This is a genomic window from Paenibacillus ginsengarvi, assembly GCF_003626695.1.
GTDB classification, from domain to species: Bacteria; Bacillota; Bacilli; order Paenibacillales; family NBRC-103111; genus Paenibacillus_AB; species Paenibacillus_AB ginsengarvi.
The window spans coordinates 107,908-126,790 of sequence record NZ_RBAH01000004.1 but is presented as its reverse complement, the minus strand read 5'-3'; the positions used below and the strand labels follow the sequence as shown (position 1 = coordinate 126,790).

The 18,883-nt window shown below is 55.9% G+C and carries 11 protein-coding genes; 10 read left to right on the top strand and 1 reads right to left on the bottom strand.

Features of this window, described 5'->3' with window-relative positions:
• Positions 1 to 218 precede the first annotated feature (218 nt).
• Positions 219 to 1,013 carry a helix-turn-helix domain-containing protein gene (locus tag D7M11_RS07330; protein WP_120746517.1) on the bottom strand — a complete coding sequence of 265 codons (795 nt, stop codon included), beginning with the start codon at positions 1,011 to 1,013 and terminating at the stop codon, positions 219 to 221.
• A 232-nt stretch (positions 1,014 to 1,245) separates the two neighbouring features.
• Between D7M11_RS07330 and D7M11_RS07325 the strand changes: the two genes are divergently transcribed.
• From D7M11_RS07325 to D7M11_RS07280, 10 genes are all read left to right on the top strand, one after another.
• Complete coding sequence (locus tag D7M11_RS07325; protein ID WP_147433404.1) at positions 1,246 to 2,586, top strand: ABC transporter substrate-binding protein; 1,341 nt, start codon at positions 1,246 to 1,248, stop codon at positions 2,584 to 2,586.
• Between the two features lie 33 nt (positions 2,587 to 2,619).
• Positions 2,620 to 3,774 (top strand): amidohydrolase family protein, encoded by a 1,155-nt coding sequence (locus D7M11_RS07320; protein ID WP_120746515.1) that lies wholly within the window; start codon positions 2,620 to 2,622, stop codon positions 3,772 to 3,774.
• On the top strand, positions 3,771 to 4,145 hold the full coding sequence (locus tag D7M11_RS07315) for a Rieske (2Fe-2S) protein (protein WP_120746514.1): 375 nt from the start codon (positions 3,771 to 3,773) through the stop codon (positions 4,143 to 4,145). The genes D7M11_RS07320 and D7M11_RS07315 overlap by 4 nt, the downstream gene beginning before the upstream one ends.
• Before the next feature lie 157 nt (positions 4,146 to 4,302).
• Positions 4,303 to 5,211, top strand: coding sequence for a carbohydrate ABC transporter permease (locus D7M11_RS07310; protein ID WP_120746513.1), 909 nt, complete (start codon positions 4,303 to 4,305; stop codon positions 5,209 to 5,211).
• Positions 5,208 to 6,131, top strand: coding sequence for a carbohydrate ABC transporter permease (locus D7M11_RS07305; RefSeq protein WP_120746512.1), 924 nt, complete (start codon positions 5,208 to 5,210; stop codon positions 6,129 to 6,131). The genes D7M11_RS07310 and D7M11_RS07305 overlap by 4 nt, the downstream gene beginning before the upstream one ends.
• A 27-nt stretch (positions 6,132 to 6,158) precedes the next feature.
• Positions 6,159 to 7,481 (top strand): extracellular solute-binding protein, encoded by a 1,323-nt coding sequence (locus tag D7M11_RS07300; RefSeq protein ID WP_120746511.1) that lies wholly within the window; start codon positions 6,159 to 6,161, stop codon positions 7,479 to 7,481.
• 168 nt (positions 7,482 to 7,649) lie between these two features.
• Positions 7,650 to 8,039, top strand: coding sequence for a hypothetical protein (locus D7M11_RS07295; RefSeq protein ID WP_120746510.1), 390 nt, complete (start codon positions 7,650 to 7,652; stop codon positions 8,037 to 8,039).
• Positions 8,040 to 8,260: 221 nt separating this feature from the next.
• On the top strand, positions 8,261 to 15,985 hold the full coding sequence (locus D7M11_RS07290; RefSeq protein ID WP_240040989.1) for an S-layer homology domain-containing protein: 7,725 nt from the start codon (positions 8,261 to 8,263) through the stop codon (positions 15,983 to 15,985).
• A gap of 205 nt (positions 15,986 to 16,190) precedes the next feature.
• Positions 16,191 to 17,567 (top strand): sulfatase family protein, encoded by a 1,377-nt coding sequence (locus tag D7M11_RS07285; RefSeq protein ID WP_120746509.1) that lies wholly within the window; start codon positions 16,191 to 16,193, stop codon positions 17,565 to 17,567.
• A gap of 38 nt (positions 17,568 to 17,605) precedes the next feature.
• Entirely contained in the window at positions 17,606 to 18,880 is a 1,275-nt protein-coding gene (locus D7M11_RS07280) for an ABC transporter substrate-binding protein (protein ID WP_120746508.1), read from the top strand.
• Positions 18,881 to 18,883 lie beyond the last annotated feature (3 nt).

Below are 18,883 nucleotides of genomic sequence, written 5' to 3'. Positions count from 1 at the left end.
AGTGGCGCTTCCGTTATGCGGGCAGATACCGCCCGCACAGCGGCGTTAGCGGAACTTAGAGTTCCGCTATGCTGGAATCCGCTGCTTGGCCTGGCACTTTTCCAGTCCGGCCCCAAATCTTCGGAGGTGTTTGGCCGGAACGGAGAGCAACAACGAGCCGCAAGTTAGGAGCGGCGCGGCGTGTATGGGACTGGCGATAGTTTTCGTTTTAAACATGACTAAAATTGATAACGCTTCCGAAAAGCCGACGGGGCGACTCCGATTTTGGCGTGGAACACCCGGCTCAAATACGAGCCGTTCTCGTAACCGCATCGTGCGGCAATGGCATCGAGCGTCTCGTTCGTTTCGCGGAGCAGCCGCTGCACCTCTTCGAGACGGAGCCGGGTTGCATACTCAATCGGGGATGTGCCGAAGGCAAGCCGGAATCGCCGGGTGAGCTCCGACGGTTTGATGCCGAGCGCCGATGCGATGCGATGCAGGCTCATTTCGCCGAACACGTTCCGGTGGATATACCCGGCGGCTTGCTGCATGAGCGGGTCAAGCCCAATCATTCGTTTACGCTTCAAGCCATTATGCCGCTCCAGCTCGCACAGCTGGAGCAGGTCGGCAAGCAAATGGCCGCACAAGCTTCGTTTGTTCGGAGCGTAGTCCAGCTCGCGATGGGCTTTGCGTAAATACCCGTAGGTCGAGGAGAGCCGGGTAGCATCCCCGATTGTAATTTTGCCGGTCGGCAGGGAACTGCCGTGTCCCGTACTGGCTTCTTCGGTAAAGTCGAAGTTAAACACATGAAAGGTGATGCTGTCCTCGAGCGATTGGCGCCGGAACATCGTATCCGGAGGAACGATCACCACATCGCCGAATGAGGCACGACCGCAGTCGTCGCCGACGCCGTATTCGAAAGCCCCCGCTTCCGCGCCGAGCAGGACATAAAAGGGAACTGTCTCCTCGGCCTTCAGAAATCCGGGCTGCGGGCCGGCGCAAACGTAGCTTTTGATATGGATCCGATGGTTCATGCCGACTCCCCCATATGTATTTTTGAAATGTCGCACCTACATAGAGAGTATCGCAGCCGGGGAGCTTGTTGTAAACGGCTCCATCACCAAAAAAAGTGCTAAAAAAATGTAAAATCCGTGTATTACGATGAAAAGCCGAAACAGGTACGCTTAAGTGGAGATCTCGTTGAGCGGTTCGGCCGGCCGCCGCAACATAAACCGCAACGTTTGCCTATTCGAAGGGGGAGATGCTTTGAACCGTACCTATCGGCTGTATGCTCTTATGCTTGTGATGATGACGACCGCAGGTCTTCTGGCGGGCTGTGCGGGAAGTAAGGTGCAGCCGGGTACCGGCGGAGAAGCGGCAGCGCCCGCGCCGTCCGACGAACCGGTGGAATTGGCTTTTTGGCTGCACGTAGGCTCCATATCGGATAACGAAAGCTTTATGAAAGTGTTCGGAGACAAAATTAAAGAAAAATTTCCGAATGTGACCCCGAAATTTATAGCGCCGGGGAAAGGGGTTTCCCTGAAATCGCTTGTCGAAACGCAAGAGCCGATCGATATTTTTTACGACGCCTATGGTCAGCTGCATCAATATTTATTGGAATACGGGCTGCAGTACGACATCTCCGAGCTTATGAAGAAATACAAATACGACAGCTCCAAGCTGGAGCCCACTTCCGTGGCGGCCATGCGCGAAGTGGCCAAAGGCGGGATGTACGGACTGCCGGTTTCGGTTGACTCGGTCAACATTTTGTACAATAAAGGGCTGTTCGACCGGTTCGGCGTTCCGTATCCGACGGATAACATGACATGGGAAGACATGTACGACCTGACCAAAAAGATGGCCCGTGTCGAGGGCGGAGTGCGGTATATGGGACTCGGGATGTCGCCGATGCATGTAACGATCGCAGACCAGCTCGGACCCGAGTTTGTCGACAAGACGAAAAACCAGGCGATGTTTTCGTCGGATACGTTCAAAAAAATGTTCCAGACGCTGACCCAATTTTACACGATAACGAACAATAAGCCGGACAGCACGTCCTGGAATTACAGCTCGCAGCAGCTGGAAATGTTCAAGAAGCAGCAAATTGCGATGCTGCTCTCGGTCAGCGCCACCGGAACGCGCATTATTGCCGACAAGGAGCCGGGCCTGGAGTGGGATGTGGCGGCGTATCCGCACTACAAGGAGAAGAAAAACGTCGGTCCGCAGCTCAATCCCGGCTATTTCCTCATCCCGGTCATGAGCAAGCATAAGGATATGGCGTTTCAGGTAACCGCTTACGTGACGTCGGAGGAGTTCCAGAAGCATATGGCGCGCAAAGGTTATTCGCCGATCTTGAAAGACGCGGCCGTCTGGGCCGAATACGGCAAAGACTTGCCGTTCATGAAGGGGAAAAACATCAAGGCGATGATACCCGACAATCCCGCGCCGATCGTACCGGCAACCCCGTACCATGCGATTGCCAAAGCCGAGCTGGAGACGATCATGAAGGATATCCTGCTGAACGGCAAAGACATGAATACGACGCTGCGGGAAGCGGACGAGCGGGCGAATCAGAAAATCGCCGAAAAAATGGCGCAAAAAAAATAGAGATCAACACAAGACGGATGGGAGAGAGAGCGAATGAGTTTGACCGAACAAAATCCGGAAACAACGGCAGCCGAACCAAAAGTGAAGATGAAACGCTCGATCATCGATTGCGACTTGCACCTGGTGCCCTTGCGGGGAGGATTTAACGCCCTGAAGCCGTATTTGCCGCGGTTTTACCGCGAGCAGTTGGAAACATGGGGACCCCGCGTCCCGGCCCAAATCGGCATGTACAATAACGGCGGAACGAACGGGACGAAAAACGACCACAAAATTCCCCCCGGCGATGAAACGGATGCGCTGAACTACATCCGCTCGAAGCTGCTCGACAAGTATAACGTCGAATATGGCATTATAACGGGCATGGATTACGGCATCAATACGATTCCGGATACCGATTATGCGGCCGCGGTTACATCGGCGTGCAACGACTATACGATCGAGCATGTGCTCGACAAAGAGCCGAGATTCCGGGCGTCTATTATGATTCCGAAGCAGGACCCGGTACTGTCCGCGAAGGAGATCGACCGCGTCGGCTCCCATCCCGGCTTTGTCCAGGCGATCGTCTCAAACGGGGCGGAGAAGCCGTACGGCCATCGGCACTATTACCCGATCTACGAGGCGTGCGTACGGAACAATCTGCCGTTCGCGATCCATGTCAGCATGGAAGGGATCGGCATCAATCCGCCGCCGACCGGCGCGGGTTACGTATCGCATTACGCGGAATACCGGCTCGCCCGCGCGGGCATTATGATGACCCATCTCGCCAGCTTCATCTACGAGGGCGTATTCGAGCTGTTCCCGACGCTCAAAGTCGTGATGATCGAAGCGGGCATGCTCTGGATTGCTCCGGCGATCTGGAGAATGGATCAGGATTGGAAGGCGCTCCGCCACAATACGCCGTGGGTGAAAAAGCCGCCCAGCGAATATTACCGAGACCATTTCCGCGTAACGTCGCAGCCGATCGAGCTGCCGCCTAAGCCGGAGCTGTTCGCGCCGCTTATGGATGCGATCTATGCCGAAACGAATTTGATGTTCGCGAGCGATTACCCGCACTGGGATTTCGATTCGCCGCAGCTCGCTTTTCCGAAAATGTCCGACGAGCGTTGGGAGCGCATCTTTTATCAAAATGCCGCAGAGCTGTACGGCCTGCCGCAGCGCGCCGCCGCCGAAGGAGGCGAGGGCCTGTGACGAGTTATGCGATAGGTTTGGCATCGGAAATTCCACCGGGAGCCAAAAAAATCGTGGAGGTCGGCGGCCGCAGCATCGGCATTTACAACCTGGACGGGCAGTTTCACGCGATCCGCAATTTGTGCCCGCACCAAGGAGCCGGACTGTGCGAAGGCGTTACGGCTTCGTACGTTACCTCGGAGCGGCCTGGCCGGTTCTCGTATGAGCGGGAAGGCGAAATCGTCAGATGTCCTTGGCATTTCTGGGAGTTTGACATCAAGACGGGCTGCATGATCGTCGATCCGAAGACGAGAACGAAAACGTACGACGTGACAGTGGAGAAGTACGAGGTATCCGTCGATGAGCAATATTTGTTCGTTCATTTGAAGTAAGCTGCTTGTCGTCAAGACCGGGGCTCCCGTAAAGGGGCTTCGGCCTTTTGCTTTTTTTTGAGTCTGCGTTTCGTAAACATATAAAAAATGCGGAAAAAAGAGCAAATCTATTCGATCGGGTCGGGCCATATACGTAATGGTGTGAGGTGACCTGAACATGAGAAGAAGCCGGGAGCAAAAACGCAGCATCCGGAACGGTTTGTTGTTTGTTTCTCCGTGGATCGTCGGATTTCTCGTTTTTATCGCGTATCCGGTTTGTTCCTCGGTATATTACAGCTTTACCGATTACAACGGGCTGAACGAAGGAAGCTGGGTCGGACTGGCCAACTACAAAGAGCTCTTCACGGAAGATCCGCTGTACATGACGGCGGTCGGCAACACGCTTTATTATGTGCTCTTCTCGCTGCTGATCGGTCAGACCGCCGCACTTGCGCTGGCGCTGCTGCTGAATCGCGGCTTGCGCGAAATCGCGCTGTACCGGGTGCTCTACTACATTCCGAGCGTTTTGCCGGGCGTGGCGGTGACGTTTTTGTGGATCTTCCTGATGGACGCGCAGTACGGGATGGTTAACGGAGTCATTGCAGCGCTCGGCGGCGAAGGGCCGGGCTGGATGATCGATCCGCAATGGGCGAAGCTGTCTCTCGTGCTGCTGGCCGTCTGGACGGGAGGGCAAGGAACGATCATTTATTTGTCGGGGCTCGGCAATATCCCAAAGGTGCTCTACGAGTCGGCGGAGATCGACGGGGCTTCGCCGTGGCGACGGCTGACGGGCATTACGCTGCCGCTCATCAGCCCGCAAATTTTGCTCAGCGTCATTCTCGGCACGATCGGCGGCTTTAAAGTGTTTACGTCCGGATTTATTTCGGGGGGCTCGCTCGGCAATCCGCAAAACAGCACGCTGTTTTACAGCACGTATATTTACCATCAGGCGTTTAAGCTGTTTCATATGGGATACGCCTCCGCGATGGCCTGGATTCTCGCGATTGCAACGCTGCTGGCCGTACTCGTTACGTTCCGCTTGTCGAGGAAGAAGGTCCATTACATGCAGGACGGAGGGATCGCATGAGCGCTGCCGATCAAACGGATGCGAAAGCGTACAGACGCGGGCTTAGCAGGGCCGGGGACGGGAGGAGTGGCAAACCGCACAAACGGATCGGGAATAAATGGAGGGAGCGGCTGGCCGACTGGTTCGTGCGGATTGTGCTCGCCTTTGTTGTCGTCGTCTTTTTCGCTCCGCTGCTGTGGCTTCTCTCGACTTCTTTGAAACCGGATACACAGCTGTTCGCCGACCCGGTGATCTGGATTCCCGATCCATTCAAATGGTCCAATTACAGCTACGTTCTGGAAGCGACCGGCTTCCTCCGTTTTTTCGGCAATTCGCTGTTCATCGCCGTACTGGCGACGCTGGGCGCGCTAATCAGCTCCTCGATCGTCGCCTACGGCTTTGCCAAAATCGATTGGCCGGGGCGGGAGCTGCTGTTTACGCTTATGCTCGTAACGATGATGATCCCGTTCGAGGTCGTCATGATTCCGCTGTTTACCGTCTTCAAACATTTGGGCTGGATCGGTACGCTGAAGCCGCTCATTATTCCGTGGTGGTTCGGCGATCCGTTCAGCATCTTCATCCTGCGCCAATTTATGATGGGGCTGCCGAACGAGATGTCGCAGGCGGCCAAGATCGACGGCTGCTCGGAGTTCGGCATTTACGCCCGCATCATCCTGCCGCTGCTGAAAAGCCCGCTGTGGGTCGTCGCCATATTCGCCTTCATGGGCTCGTGGAACGACTTTTTCGGCCCGCTCATTTATTTGACGGACGATAGGCATTTTACGCTGTCGCTCGGCTTGTACAGCTTTCTGACCACGCATGTGAAGATGTGGCAGACGATGTTTGCCTATGCGGTTTTGATGAGTCTCGTGCCGCTGGCTTTGTTTTTCATGGCGCAGAAGTCGTTTATACGCGGGTTGTCGATGACAGGGTTCAAGTAAATCGTTTGGAAAGAGGGGGAATGTCGTATGGGAGCAACGCTGCGGCGCAAAATGACGATTTTGGCGTTTGTATCCGCGCTTCTGCTTGGACTGCTTGCCGGATGCACGGGGGGCGGGAGCAAGTCCGGCGAGTCCGGGGAGCTGGTCATTTGGTGGGCGGATTGGGGCGAATCGTACAACAAAATTTTCGATGACGCGGTTTACAAATTTTTCGCGCCGAAGGTTCCGGACTTGAAAGTGACGATCTCGCATATGAAGGTCGATGAGAAGCTGCTGCCGGCCGTAGCCTCGGGTAAAGTGCCCGACCTGACGTACCTGAACTCCGGCTTCGCCGTTCCTTACGCGCTGAACGGGGCGCTCCAGCCGCTCGACGATTTCATGAAGACGAACCATTTCGATTCGGCCAAAGACTTCAGCGCCGACGTCAACGCCTCGTATACATGGGACGGCAAGCTGTACGGCATCGGTCTCGCCGCGGACAGTCCGGCGATCTTCTACAACAAGGCGGCGTTCCGCGAAGCCGGTCTCGATCCGGAGAAGCCGCCGCGCACGCTGGACGATCTGAGCCGGGCGAACCAGAAGCTGCTGAGGAAAAACGCGAGCGGCGGAATCGAGCGGATCGGCCTGAATCCGCTGAACATCTATGTGTCGTCCTATGCGGTCGGCGTCGCGATGGGCAGCGAATTCTACGATGCGGCGAGCAAAAAGGCGATTGTGAACAACCCGAAGCTCGTTCAGGCGTACGAGTGGATCCGCAATGAAGTGAAGGCTATCGGCATCGACGAGCTCGACAAAATGGCGAGCGCCAAAGCAAGCGGCAACAACGACCCGTTCTACACGGGCAAAACGGCGATGGTCGTCGACGGGTTTTGGCGTCTGCTCGACGCGAAGCAGTTCGCGCCGAACCTCGATTACGGCGTCGTGCCGCTGCCGAAGTCGTTCGCCGGCGTTTCATGGGGCATCGGCATTCCGAAAGGAGCGAAAAACAAAAAAGCGGCCGAGCTGTTCCTGCAGTGGCTGCTTACCGACAAAGTGGCCGGAACGTTTATGGCCGAAGGCACGAATCCGTTCAACTTCAAGCTCAGTCTCGATACGTGGTTCAAGGCGGTGGAGTCGATGAGCAAAGGAACGCCGAACGAGAAATATATGAGCGTGTGGAAGGAAGTATTCGAGAATTCGACGATCAATACGTACAAAAGCCCGGCGCCGGCTGCTTACGACCAATGGCTGCAGCAGGCGCTCGATGCCGTCGTGCACGACAAGAAAAAGCCGCAGGAGGCGCTGGACGAGGCGAACAAGCAAATCCAGCTCGAGATCGACAAGGCGCTTTCGGCGGCCAAAAGCAAATAGAATGGCGCTAGCGTTATTGCCGTCGCGCGAGGCCGCGATTTTGTACACTTTGCGAACTTTCGGCTTATCGCCCGAGAAGCCTGCCAGGAAGTTTGTGTCAAGCCTGTCTTTTCGGTATACTACTTTTGAAACGAGATCTCGGTGTATCCGAAGGAGGCAACTAAGCCCGTGTATCAGGCGATGTACGTCATTCATGTTTTATCCGCGCTGGTTCTCATTTTTTACATTTTGCTTCCGTTCCTGGCGGGAGGCGCGGCTAACCGTTCCACAGCGATTGCGCTCAGCAGAGGCAACCGGATCGGGCAGTACATATTGGTGCTGGCTTTTTTGTCGGGGGGTTATATGGTCAGCAAGGCGGAATATTCCATCCCGTGGATGGTGATCGCCGTCGTGCTCGTGCTCGTCATGTTCGCGATGACGGGAATGGCTTCCAAGCCGTTTAAGGCGCTGGTCAAGGGAGATACGGCGGGAGGCGCGCTGCGCAAGCTGCGGGTGTTTACGCTGATCAGCGGCGTCAGCTACGTACTGCTCCTGGCCATGATGCTGGGGCCGAAATAAACAAAGAAGGAAGAGAACCGGATCGCCCGTGTGGCGGTCCGGTTTTTTTTGCAACATCGTATGAGGGGATTATGAAAATAGTTCAAAAGACACGGATTTGTACGAGAAATTCAAACTTGCACTGGTACTAACGTCACTATGGGTGGTGTAATGTCTTCGCTATAATGATACCTAATGTATCGATAATTTACAATTTGTATCATGGGATGGGGAGCTGCGAGTTGTTAAGTCGAAATGGAAAACGAATGTGGAGAAAGCTGACCGCGTTGCTGCTGGCCGCCGTGCTAACGGTTCCGGAACTTGGGGTCGTGTCGGCCGCCGAGTCGGAGAGGGGAGACCCGCTCGGCAATCTGGTTGCGAACGCGGTGATGAACGCAGTTTATGGCATGAAACCGGCGAGGCCGAAAGTTGCTGCAATACCTGCCCCGCCGCTGTCATGGAATCTGCTCGCAAAGGTAGACCGGGGTATGATACCGACGATCTACGAGCCTGAATCTCAGGAAGTGAAATTGAGCGCAAATGGACAGTACATCGGGTTCAAACGGATGTTGATTAACACAAACCCGGTGTCGATTCAACCGATTATTACCGTCTACGATCGAGTGACGGGCAGCATGGACGATATTCAGGTTCCGAATGCCGCTTTAACCTACGATCAAATCCTGCATTTTGATATGAGTGCGGATGCACGCTACATCGCTTTCTCATACAGCAGCGAGAAAGTTATGGACAGTAAGGTGCGTTTTTATTTGTTCGATCGGGTCACACGCAATCTTACCGCCATTACGGGGGAAATCGAAACGACGGGCTACGAACATAGCGATCGGGTGAGCATCACCGGCGACGGCGGTTATGTTGTATTCGATTCCAGTGCAAAAGGGCTGGTAGCGGACGATCAGGACAATTATCGCGACGTGTTCCTTTTTAGTCGCGAAGAAAAGAAGATTGTGAAACGGATCAGCACGCGCGCGGGAATGCAGGATTTCGACCGGGATGACAGCGAAGCTCCTTCCATTAGCGCCGATGGCCGCTACGTCGCCTTTCAATCGAATGCCAACCTGACCGGCGGTCAGGAAGACGGCTGGGGCGATAGCCATATTTATGTGTACGATACTCTGGGAAGCGGCCCTTCCTTTGAGCGCATAACCGTCGGGATCAACGGAGAAAGGGCGAATGGCGCCAGCACGCTGCCGTCGATCAGCGCTGACGGATTGTCGATCGCATTCGAATCGGATGCGAATAATTTGGTTGACGGCGATGAGAATGACCTGAAAGATATTTTTGTATACAATCGCGGGATAGGGTCCATCGTTCGAGTATCGGTTGGTCCGGGGGGCATTCCGTTTACCCGGGACAGCGTAAACCCTTCCATCAGCAAAGATGGCCGCTACGTCGGCTTCCACCTGGATCATGAGTGGCTAAATGGGGACGACGAAATTCCGGAGGAAGCGTATGTTGCGGACGTTGCGGCACAGGCTGCTTACAAGGTTACGGTTCAGAACGCGCCTTATCGGGTTGTAGGTCAGAGTCTATCCCCGGCGGTCGGCGATGGAGGAAAATTCGTTGCTTACAGCTCGGAATATATCGATACATACGGCTCGGCGGGAGACTTACAGTTTAGCGGAATTTTCGTCGCCTCTCGAGGGACGGCTCCTGCATGGCCGGCGGGCAGCAAGCTGGAAGCGACGAACCGGACGGATCATTCCGTCACGCTCGGATGGCAGAACGCCTCGGATGCGAGCGGTATTTTAGGCTACCGTGTATACAAGGAAGGTCAAGTTATCGGCTATGTTCCGTTCGCAGGCGGCGGTGGTTATACGTTTACGGCGACCGGTCTTGATCCCGTTACCGAGCCTGTCTTCCAGGTGGAAGCGGTAAACGCGGAGTTCAATGAAAGCTTTGGCGGTCCGACTTACAAGCTCGGTCAGGGCGGCGAAAATCCGGGGGGCGGTTTTCGCGTTTCTTGGGATATCGATAATATGCGCATCGGACTCGCGATGCCGGGCAGCAAGCTGACCGTGACTGCATTCGCGGAACCGAACAAGCAAGCTTCGGCGGAACTGGCATACTCGGCATGGGAGGGTGAAACGTCGCAAGAGACGCGCAAAGCGTCGCTGGAGCTTAAGGAACGCCCCGGATCCCCCGGAACTTACGTTGGGGAGTGGAAATTGGCGGATGGAGTCAGCCGGCTTGAGTCTTTAACGGTGAAGCTGGTAGATCCGCTTAAGCCGGGCGAGGCGAAGGAGAAGCAGGCGGACGGTTTGCCGCTTCAAGTGGCCGGAACAATCGAGCTTGGGTTTACGAACCGGGGCGACGCCGATTTGGCCGGCAGCATACTTTCCGCCATGAGTATGCAATACGGGGAGCAAGTCGCACTGCTGACCAATTCGAATGCAATCACTATAGACGGATTGTATCCAGGCGGTAACTATACGTTCGTTCTTCGTTCGCGGGATTACCGCCACGTATGGGGAATGCTCGAGCAGGTGCCGGTGGAGGCGGGCAAACGCAAAAAAGTCGATATGACGATCGTGCGGCCGGCCAAAATCCGCTTTCAGGTTGTCGATCCGACGGGAATGCCTGCATCCGGGGTCCGGCTGGAACTGTTCGGCCCGGAGCAGAAGTTTATCGGCTCCTTCTATACCGGCGGCGACGGCTGGAGCGGATGGGGCGAAAACTTGAAGGCAGGGGAGACGGTCGTCGCCAAGCTCGATATCGGCGAGATGATGATGGAGCCGGTGCCGAACCAAGAAGTGGTGTTGATGCCTGGAACTAACGAACCCGTCATCCGGCTGAAGGCACCAGGCGAGGGCATCCTGCGGGGCTTGGTGAAGGCGCCGAACGGGCAGGCCGTTCGAAACGCGCTCGTCACGTCGACTCAGACGTACAGGGGGCAGCAGGTTGTTCGTAAGGCAAGGACGAACCTGGATGGCGAGTATATGCTGTCGCTGCTGAAAGGCGAAGCTCGGATTGAAGCGTACGAGACATCGTACGAGTACGGCACGAACGGTATCATTACGGCGCTAGTGACGGAAGGTCAAACGACACCATTGGATATTCCGGTATACCAGCCGAGCCGGGGTGTGGTTAATCTGGAAGTGCGGCTGAAATATCTCGAGGATACCGACTTCGGGGAGCCTGTCGACATGGAGCAGATGGGCATGCTGACCAAGGTGGAGTCGAAGTTTGGGTGGATGACCGGGTATTTTCATAATGCGTACCAATTCCAAGGGTCACCCGGCGATCAGGTGTCCGTTTGCGTGACGGGAACGGTGCCGGCGTATATGACAACCTGCACGGATGTGACGCTCGATGCGAACGCCAATGCTACGGCTAAGCTGTATCTTGAGGAGAAGGGCGGGCGCATTCAAGGAAAGCTTGCTTCCGGCGATCAAGGCTCCTTAACCGGATGGCTCTATAAAATGGAAAACGGGAATCGCAAGTCATCTTCGACATACATCGGAGAAAACAATGTCCATTCGGACGGGACGTTCAATATTAATGTGCCCGAGCCCGGCACCTATGTGATGGAGCTGTCCAGACGCGTCGGAGAAGTACGCCCGGTCAAATACGAATATGCGACCGTTCAATTTACGTTGGCGGATAAACAAATTTTACAGCTTGGGCAAGTCGGTTTTAGTCAAAGAAACGTTTTTGCAAATTACTCCGGCAACTACTTCGACGTCTTGAACAGTCGGATCGCGCCGGGAGAGACGGTAACGTTCAAGGTCGGCTACAAAAACGCGGATGCGGCCGACGCAGAGGACGTGTCGCTGCTGATCGATATACCGGAGGGAACGACTGTTGTTAGAGACGGCACAGGCCGGATCGTCGTCAGCGGCGTTCCGCAAACCGGTGAGGCGATTCTCGACGGCCAGACGCTGCGCATCCGGATCGGTTTGCTGGCGAAGAAGCAGTCCGGTACGGTCAGTTTCCAAATCAAGGCGGATCCGGCCTTTAACCAAAGCTCGGTGAGATCCTCCGCTCATATTCGTGCGACCATCGGCGGATCGCAAATCGAGGAGACGATCGGCACCATATTGCTTGACGCACCGCTTGTGACGCTCGAGGCGCCTGAACGAGTCTACCAGCGGAAGCTGACGATTAGCGGGGTTGCGCCGAAGCAAAGCGCGGTGAAAGTGTACGACGGCGGGGAACTGCTGGGAAGTGCGGCGGCGGCGCAAAACGGATATTGGACGCTCCAGGTGGAGCTGCCCGATCTTGGCGATCCGGGTATGCACGCGCTCCGCGCCGAGGTGGAAACAAACGGCTTGAAGCTGCAGTCCTTAACCTCCTATGTCAGCTATGATACGAAAAAGCCGAGCCTGCTGGAGATGGCTATGGCGCAAGCGCCCGACGGCAAGTGGATCACGATCGATACGAAGAACGGAATCGCAAATCCTTTATACACGGTCGTACCGGGCAATCCGTTTCAGTTTGAGCTGAAGTTCGATAAGCCGGACAGTATCGAGAACGCGTATGTCTATTTGGACGGCCAGGCCGGAGAGCCTGTAAAGGCGGTTCGGGACGGAGGGGTTTTCCGGGCATTTGCTCCAACCAATCGGGGAGCTCTGGGCAGCGTTTATGTAGAGTTCGAGGCTAAGCCGGAACCGGTGCAGCTTGACGGCAAGCCTAGGACGATGGATGAGCTGCGGGCATCCGTCCCACTGGCGATGCGTGATTTTACGGTGGAAGTCCTCTCTCCGTTCGTGCTCAAGGACGGGAAATATTCGGGTACGGTGAAGCTGACCTTCCCGCAGATGGACAACATGACGATGACCGTAACGCTACAGCTCGAGCCGAATGCGAATTATAGGGCGACTAGCGAAGAAGTCGCACAGGCCGAGCATTCGGGGGTGCCGATGTACAATAGCTCCTTCGAGCTTACGGAAACGACGGACGGCTTCAAAACCGTTTCGAAGGGCTATATGCCGATGAGCGTACTTTTCCCGCAAGGGATGCCTGCGGAATTAAAAACTTCGTTTGGCGGCGTAAAGGTGCTCGACGCGGACCCCGTCTTTGCCGCGGTTGTAACGGAGTCCTACGTGCAGTTTGGACCGGATGGCGATAAGTTCGGTACCTTCAATTCGATCAAAAGCCAGTACGACGGCATGAAAGGATTCGCCGAAAAAGTTAATAAAATTACTTACAATGTTCAAGTGGGCGGAATGGATTGCCTCGCCGAGCTGCCGCGCACCGTCAAACAGGCAGGCAAAGCGTTAGTCTCGCTCGTCGGGGGCGAGGTAGCCAAGTTCGGGCTGGGCGTGTGGACCGCAGCAATGGGCTTTACCGGCGGGGGAGCGGTGGCCGCAGCAGGTACATCGGCCGTAATCGGGGCGAAGATCGACAATTACGTCGACGAACAGATTAACGCGATCGGCACCGGCTACAATCAATGTCTGAACGAGGATGTAGACCCGGTCAAACGCAAACGGTACAAAATAGCGCGTCCCCGCTGGATATACGACCCGAGCGGATATATTTATGAAGCCGTTCCGGAAAACCGGCTCGGCGGCGTGAAAGCGACTGTTCTGTACCAAAACCCGGACAGCAAGGAATGGGCGGTGTGGGATTCGAGACCGTACGAGCAAGCGAATCCGCACGATACCGACGATTACGGCAAGTATGGCTGGGACGTGCCGGAAGGCAAGTGGAAGGTCGTCTGGCAGAAGGACGGATACGTCACGCAGGAGAGTGCGGAATTGGACGTTCCTCCGCCTCGTACCGAGGTGAACGCCGGACTCGTATCGTGGGAGGCGCCCAAGGTGCAGACCGTCACCGGTGTAACCTATGCCGGAGGCAGCTATGTGGATATCGGGTTTACGAAGTATGTAAAGGTTTCGGACCCGGCACTTCCTTCGCAAGCCGTGACGGTGACGGGAGCGGATGGCAGGACGATAGAAGGTGCGCTCGCTTTCGTCAATCCGGTCGATAATCCGGTGGATCCGTACGGCGCAGATTTAGCGCGAATGGTCCGATTCATGCCGAAAGCGGCAATTTCTGCCGGCGACCGCTATACCGTGAAGGTGAATCCGAATTATTTCCAAAGCTATTCAGGCGTGTGGATGAATGAAGGGTATGAAGGTACGTTTGCGGTTGGCGTACGCGACGATCGCGGACCGCTCGCCGTGAGCGCAAGCGCCGAGGCGGGTGGCAGAATCGTGCGCCTTATGTTCGACGAGAATGTTTCCGCTGCGGTCGATGTTTCTAAAATGTTATGGAACGGCAGCGGCGATCTGATCGACTCCGCGGTGAGAAGCGCTTATAAAGAACAAGCCGGAACGATTCTGATCACATTAACCGAGCCGATGGAAGACCGGGGGACTATAACCGTATTGCCGGGAGCCGTGTTTGACGCCGCGGGCAACGGAGCGGCGGAAGCTTCGCTTTCGGTCACAAACGCCGTCTTGTCGGGAGAGGCACGATTGCAATCGTTGCGAGTCGAGGAAGGCACGCTGTCTCCAACTTTCAATCCCGACACGCTGGCTTATTCCGTCTCGGTGCCGTTAACAGCCGGGCAGGTGCAAATCACCGCGGAAACCGCCGATTCGCGTGCGTTACTCTTTATTGATGGCGTCCAATCGGTAAGCGGCAAGTCGAAAACGGTAAACATTCCGAACCAAGGCGACATTGCGGTTCGCGTCATGGCCGAGGACGGCAAGACCGTCCGGGGATACTCGATCCAAGTGAAACGAACAACGGAGGGCTCGAATCCGGGAGGTTATTCCGGAGGAGGCTACACGCCGACAGAACCTGCATTAACCAAAACCGAATCGTTCGCCGGCGGAAACGGCGGATCGGGGCTGCGCGTTACACTGCAGAGCGATGCGATTGCCAAAGCATTGCAAACAAGTGCGGACGGGAAGAAGCAGCTGATCGTCGAAGTGACGGAAGCAGGAGATGAGTATGTTCTTCAGCTTCCGACGAATGTTCAAGAAAAGCTGAAAAGCAGCAAAGCTACCGTAGTCTTCAAAACAAAGACGCTGCAAGCTTCGATACCGTGGGAGCTTTTCGAGGCCGGATCCGTTCCGCCGGGCGCTTCCGTTTCGCTGGGCTTCGGTGCGGCATCGGCCTCGGAGGAGAAGTCGGCGTATGAAGAAGCGGCACGTCAAAGCGGAAACGGTCTGAAGCCGGTCGGGCATGCCATTAGGGTATGGCTTGAAACGCTGGGTGGCCGAGAAACGGCAGGCTTGGTAGGATCGCCTTCGCATCCGATTATCGTGGAGCTTCCGGCAGGCGTAGTACCGGACCGCCAAGAAGCGGTATACGTCTGGGGGGGAGCCAATGCGGGCTGGAAGTACGTATGGAGCCAAAGAAACGCAAGCGGCGGCAAGACGTCGTTTGAAGTGCTGTCCTCTGGCACTTATGCCGTTATGGCCTATACGAATCCGTTCGCGGATATTGCCGGACATTGGGGAGCGGCCGACATAAGCTGGATGGGCCAGCGGCTACTCGTCAACGGAGCGGCCTCAGGGGCGTTCATGCCCGATCAGACGGTTACCCGGGCCGAATTCGCCGCTATGCTCGTAAGGGCGCTCGGTTTGGAAGCTTCGTCGGCAGGTGGCGGCCGCAGCTTTGAAGATGTTGGCGAAGCAGCTTGGTTTAGCGGATATGTAAAAGCGGCTGCCAAGGCGGGATTGGTAGACGGCGTTTCGCTGGAACGTTTCGAGCCTAATGCTCATCTTACAAGGGAGCAAATGACCGTCATGATGTGGCGGGCCTACGTACACCTTCATAAGAGTAAGGGAAAAGACGCGAATTACAGCTTGCTGCAAAAGTTCGCGGACCGGAGCAGCATAAGCGTTTGGGCCGCTGAAGCGGTCGCTCTCTCGGTCGAATCGGGTCTCATCTTCGGAAGCGCTCCGGATTCCTTCGATCCGCTGGGCGATGCGACAAGAGCGCAAGCGGCCGCGATGATGAAGCGGCTTCTCCAAACGGATAAATAGGAAAGTTGGTAAGAGCAAGAGCCCCTAACCTAATGGGGCTCTTTTTTCTGCGACGGCACGCGCTCGTTGCTCCTTTCCCTCATTCAACCGCCTTCCAGCGGGCAAAAAGGGCCTATGTCAAAACTCGCATATCGCGGCCAAAAGCGGCCTATGGCGGCGCGGAAGCGTTTTTTATTACAGTTAGTGCGAGGGGGGAAAAGACCAAGTGAAACAGAAACAACCGAATTTGTTGTTCGTATTCCCGGATCAATGGCGGAAGCAGGCGGTAGGCTTGTTTCAGGAAGATCCGGTCCTCACGCCGAACATCGACCGGTTTGCCGCGGACAGTGTGACGCTGACGCATGCGATCAGTTGCTTCCCGCTCTGCTCGCCGAACCGTTCGTGCATGCTGACCGGTTGTTACCCGCTGACGACAGGGGTGACGACGAACTGTAAAACCGGCTTACCCATCAAATTGAACGACGACGCCGTTACGATCGGCAACGTGCTGAAAGAGGAAGGGTACAGCACCGGGTATATCGGCAAATGGCATCTCGACTTGCCGGAGCTGAATACCGTTTCGGCCCCGCAGTCCGGGGCACGGAACTGGGATGCTTATATTCCGCCGGGACCGAGAAGATTCGGCTTCGACTTCTGGCATGCGTACAACGCCAACGACCGGCATATGTCGCCGCATTATTGGGAGATTACGCCGGACAAAATAACGCCCGCCGTATGGTCGACCGAGCATGAAACCGACGTCGCCATCGACTTTATTCGCAGCCGCGACCGCGACCGCCCGTTCGCCCTGTTCGTGTCGTGGAACCCGCCGCATCAGCCGTTCGAGCAAGTGCCCGACTGCTATAAAGAGATGTACAAGGACGCCGACATTACGTACCGACCGAACGTGACAGGAGACGGAGTCGCGGCTTGCGACAAGCATCTGCGCAACTATTTTGCCGCCGTCACGGGGACGGATGACCAGTTCGGCAGGCTGCTTCGCCATTTGGAGGACGAAGGGCTTGTAGACGATACGATCGTCGTGCTCACATCCGACCACGGAGAGCTAATGGGGGCTCACGGCTACAACGATCATAAAAACATCTGGTACGAGGAAGCGATCGCCGTACCCTTCTTCCTCCGCTGGCCAGGTCAGGTTGCGGCGAGACAAGAGGACATGCTATTCAACAGCGTGGACATCGTGCCGACACTGCTCGGACTGATGGACATCGCTCGGCCGGACACGATCCAGGGAACGGACTATTCTGCGATTTTTCAAGGGCTGGAAGGGCAACGGCCGACCTCGGCGTTCATCTGCCAATATCCCGGAAGCATACGGGAGCATGAGGAAGCGGAGCGGCTCGGAGTGCCGATTGCGGCATTCGGCTATCGCGGCATCCGCACGCAGCGGTATACGTACGTTGTCCGCAGAAGCTTCGGCGCCCCTACTGCCGAGCGGTGGCTGTATGATAACATCGCCGACCCGTATCAGCTTGCACCTGAGCAGCTCGGGGATAGTCCGGCATCGGGCGAGGCGGCACGGCTGGAGCAGGAGCTTGCGGGCTGGCTGAGCCGGATCGGAGATCCGTTCATTCTTAAGTAAAAACGCACATCGTTTCCTACAAAAAGGGAGGTTTTTTCATGAAATATGCAAACGTTTTCGCTTCGGTGATCGGGATCTCGCTGCTGGCGGCCTGCGGGTCGGCCGGTACTAAAGAAGCGCCGAAGACAGCGGACAAGCCGGCGGCGGCTCCGAAGGTCGAGCAGCCGAAGGAGCTCGTATTTTACAATGCATCCAACTCGAACGCGACGCTCGAGGCATTTCTCGACAGTGATCAAGGCAAGGAAATCAAGGCGAAATACCCGGATCTGTCCATCAAGCTGCTCGCTACGGGCAAAGGACTGGAGCCGCAGGACATCATCGCCTCCGGCCATCCGATCGACATCATCATTAACTCGGTATTCTCGTACCCGGTGCTGGTAGAAACGAAGCTGATCTCGGACATTTCCGATCTGATCAAAAAGTACGGCTACGATCTGAACCGGATCGAGCCGGCGTTTATCGATTCCCAGCGGCTGCTCGAAAACGGCAAAGTGTACGGCCTGCCTACGGCGAATGCCGGCGTGGCGCTGTTTTACAACAAAGATATTTTCGACAAGTTCGGCGTAGCCTACCCGAAAGACGGGATGACCTGGGACCAGACGTACGACCTGGCGAAAAAGCTGACCCGAACCGACGGCGGCGTGCAATATTACGGCTTCGCGACGCGTTATCCGTTCATGTACAATGTGAACCAGCTGTCGCTGTCCTACTACAACCTACAGACGAACAAAATTACCGTCAACAACGATCTGTTCAAAACGTTCATCGAAAATTTCGCCCGCTTCGAGCAAATTCCGGGCAACGAGAAGGTAAACACCGATGTGTTCAACAAGGAAAAACGCGTCGCGATGATGGCGTACCAGTCGGGGAAATGGGATTTCGACAGCTGGGACATGGTATCGATGCCTAGCTTCAAGGATGCTCCCGGAGTGGGCCCGCAAGGCTACGGGACCTATATGAACATAGCCGCTACGAGCAAAAACAAAGATTTCGCCTTCGAGGTGCTCGCGCATTTGTCCTCCGATGCCGTACAGAAGAAGTTCGCCCAAGGGGGCTCCATTCCGGTCGTACGGACGCCGGACGTCGTGAAAGCATTCGACCAGGATGCGGGACGGTTTAAGGGCAAAAACGTCAAAGCGTTCTTCCCGGACAAACGGCCGACGCCCTCCTTCGTCACCAAGTATGACAATGCGATCGCGAAGCATATGAATAACGCTTATGCCGACGTTGCGGCGGGCAAAAAAGATGTCAACACGGCGCTCCGGGACGCGGAGGAAGCGGCAACAAAGGAAATCGCGTCGATGAAGCAATAACGG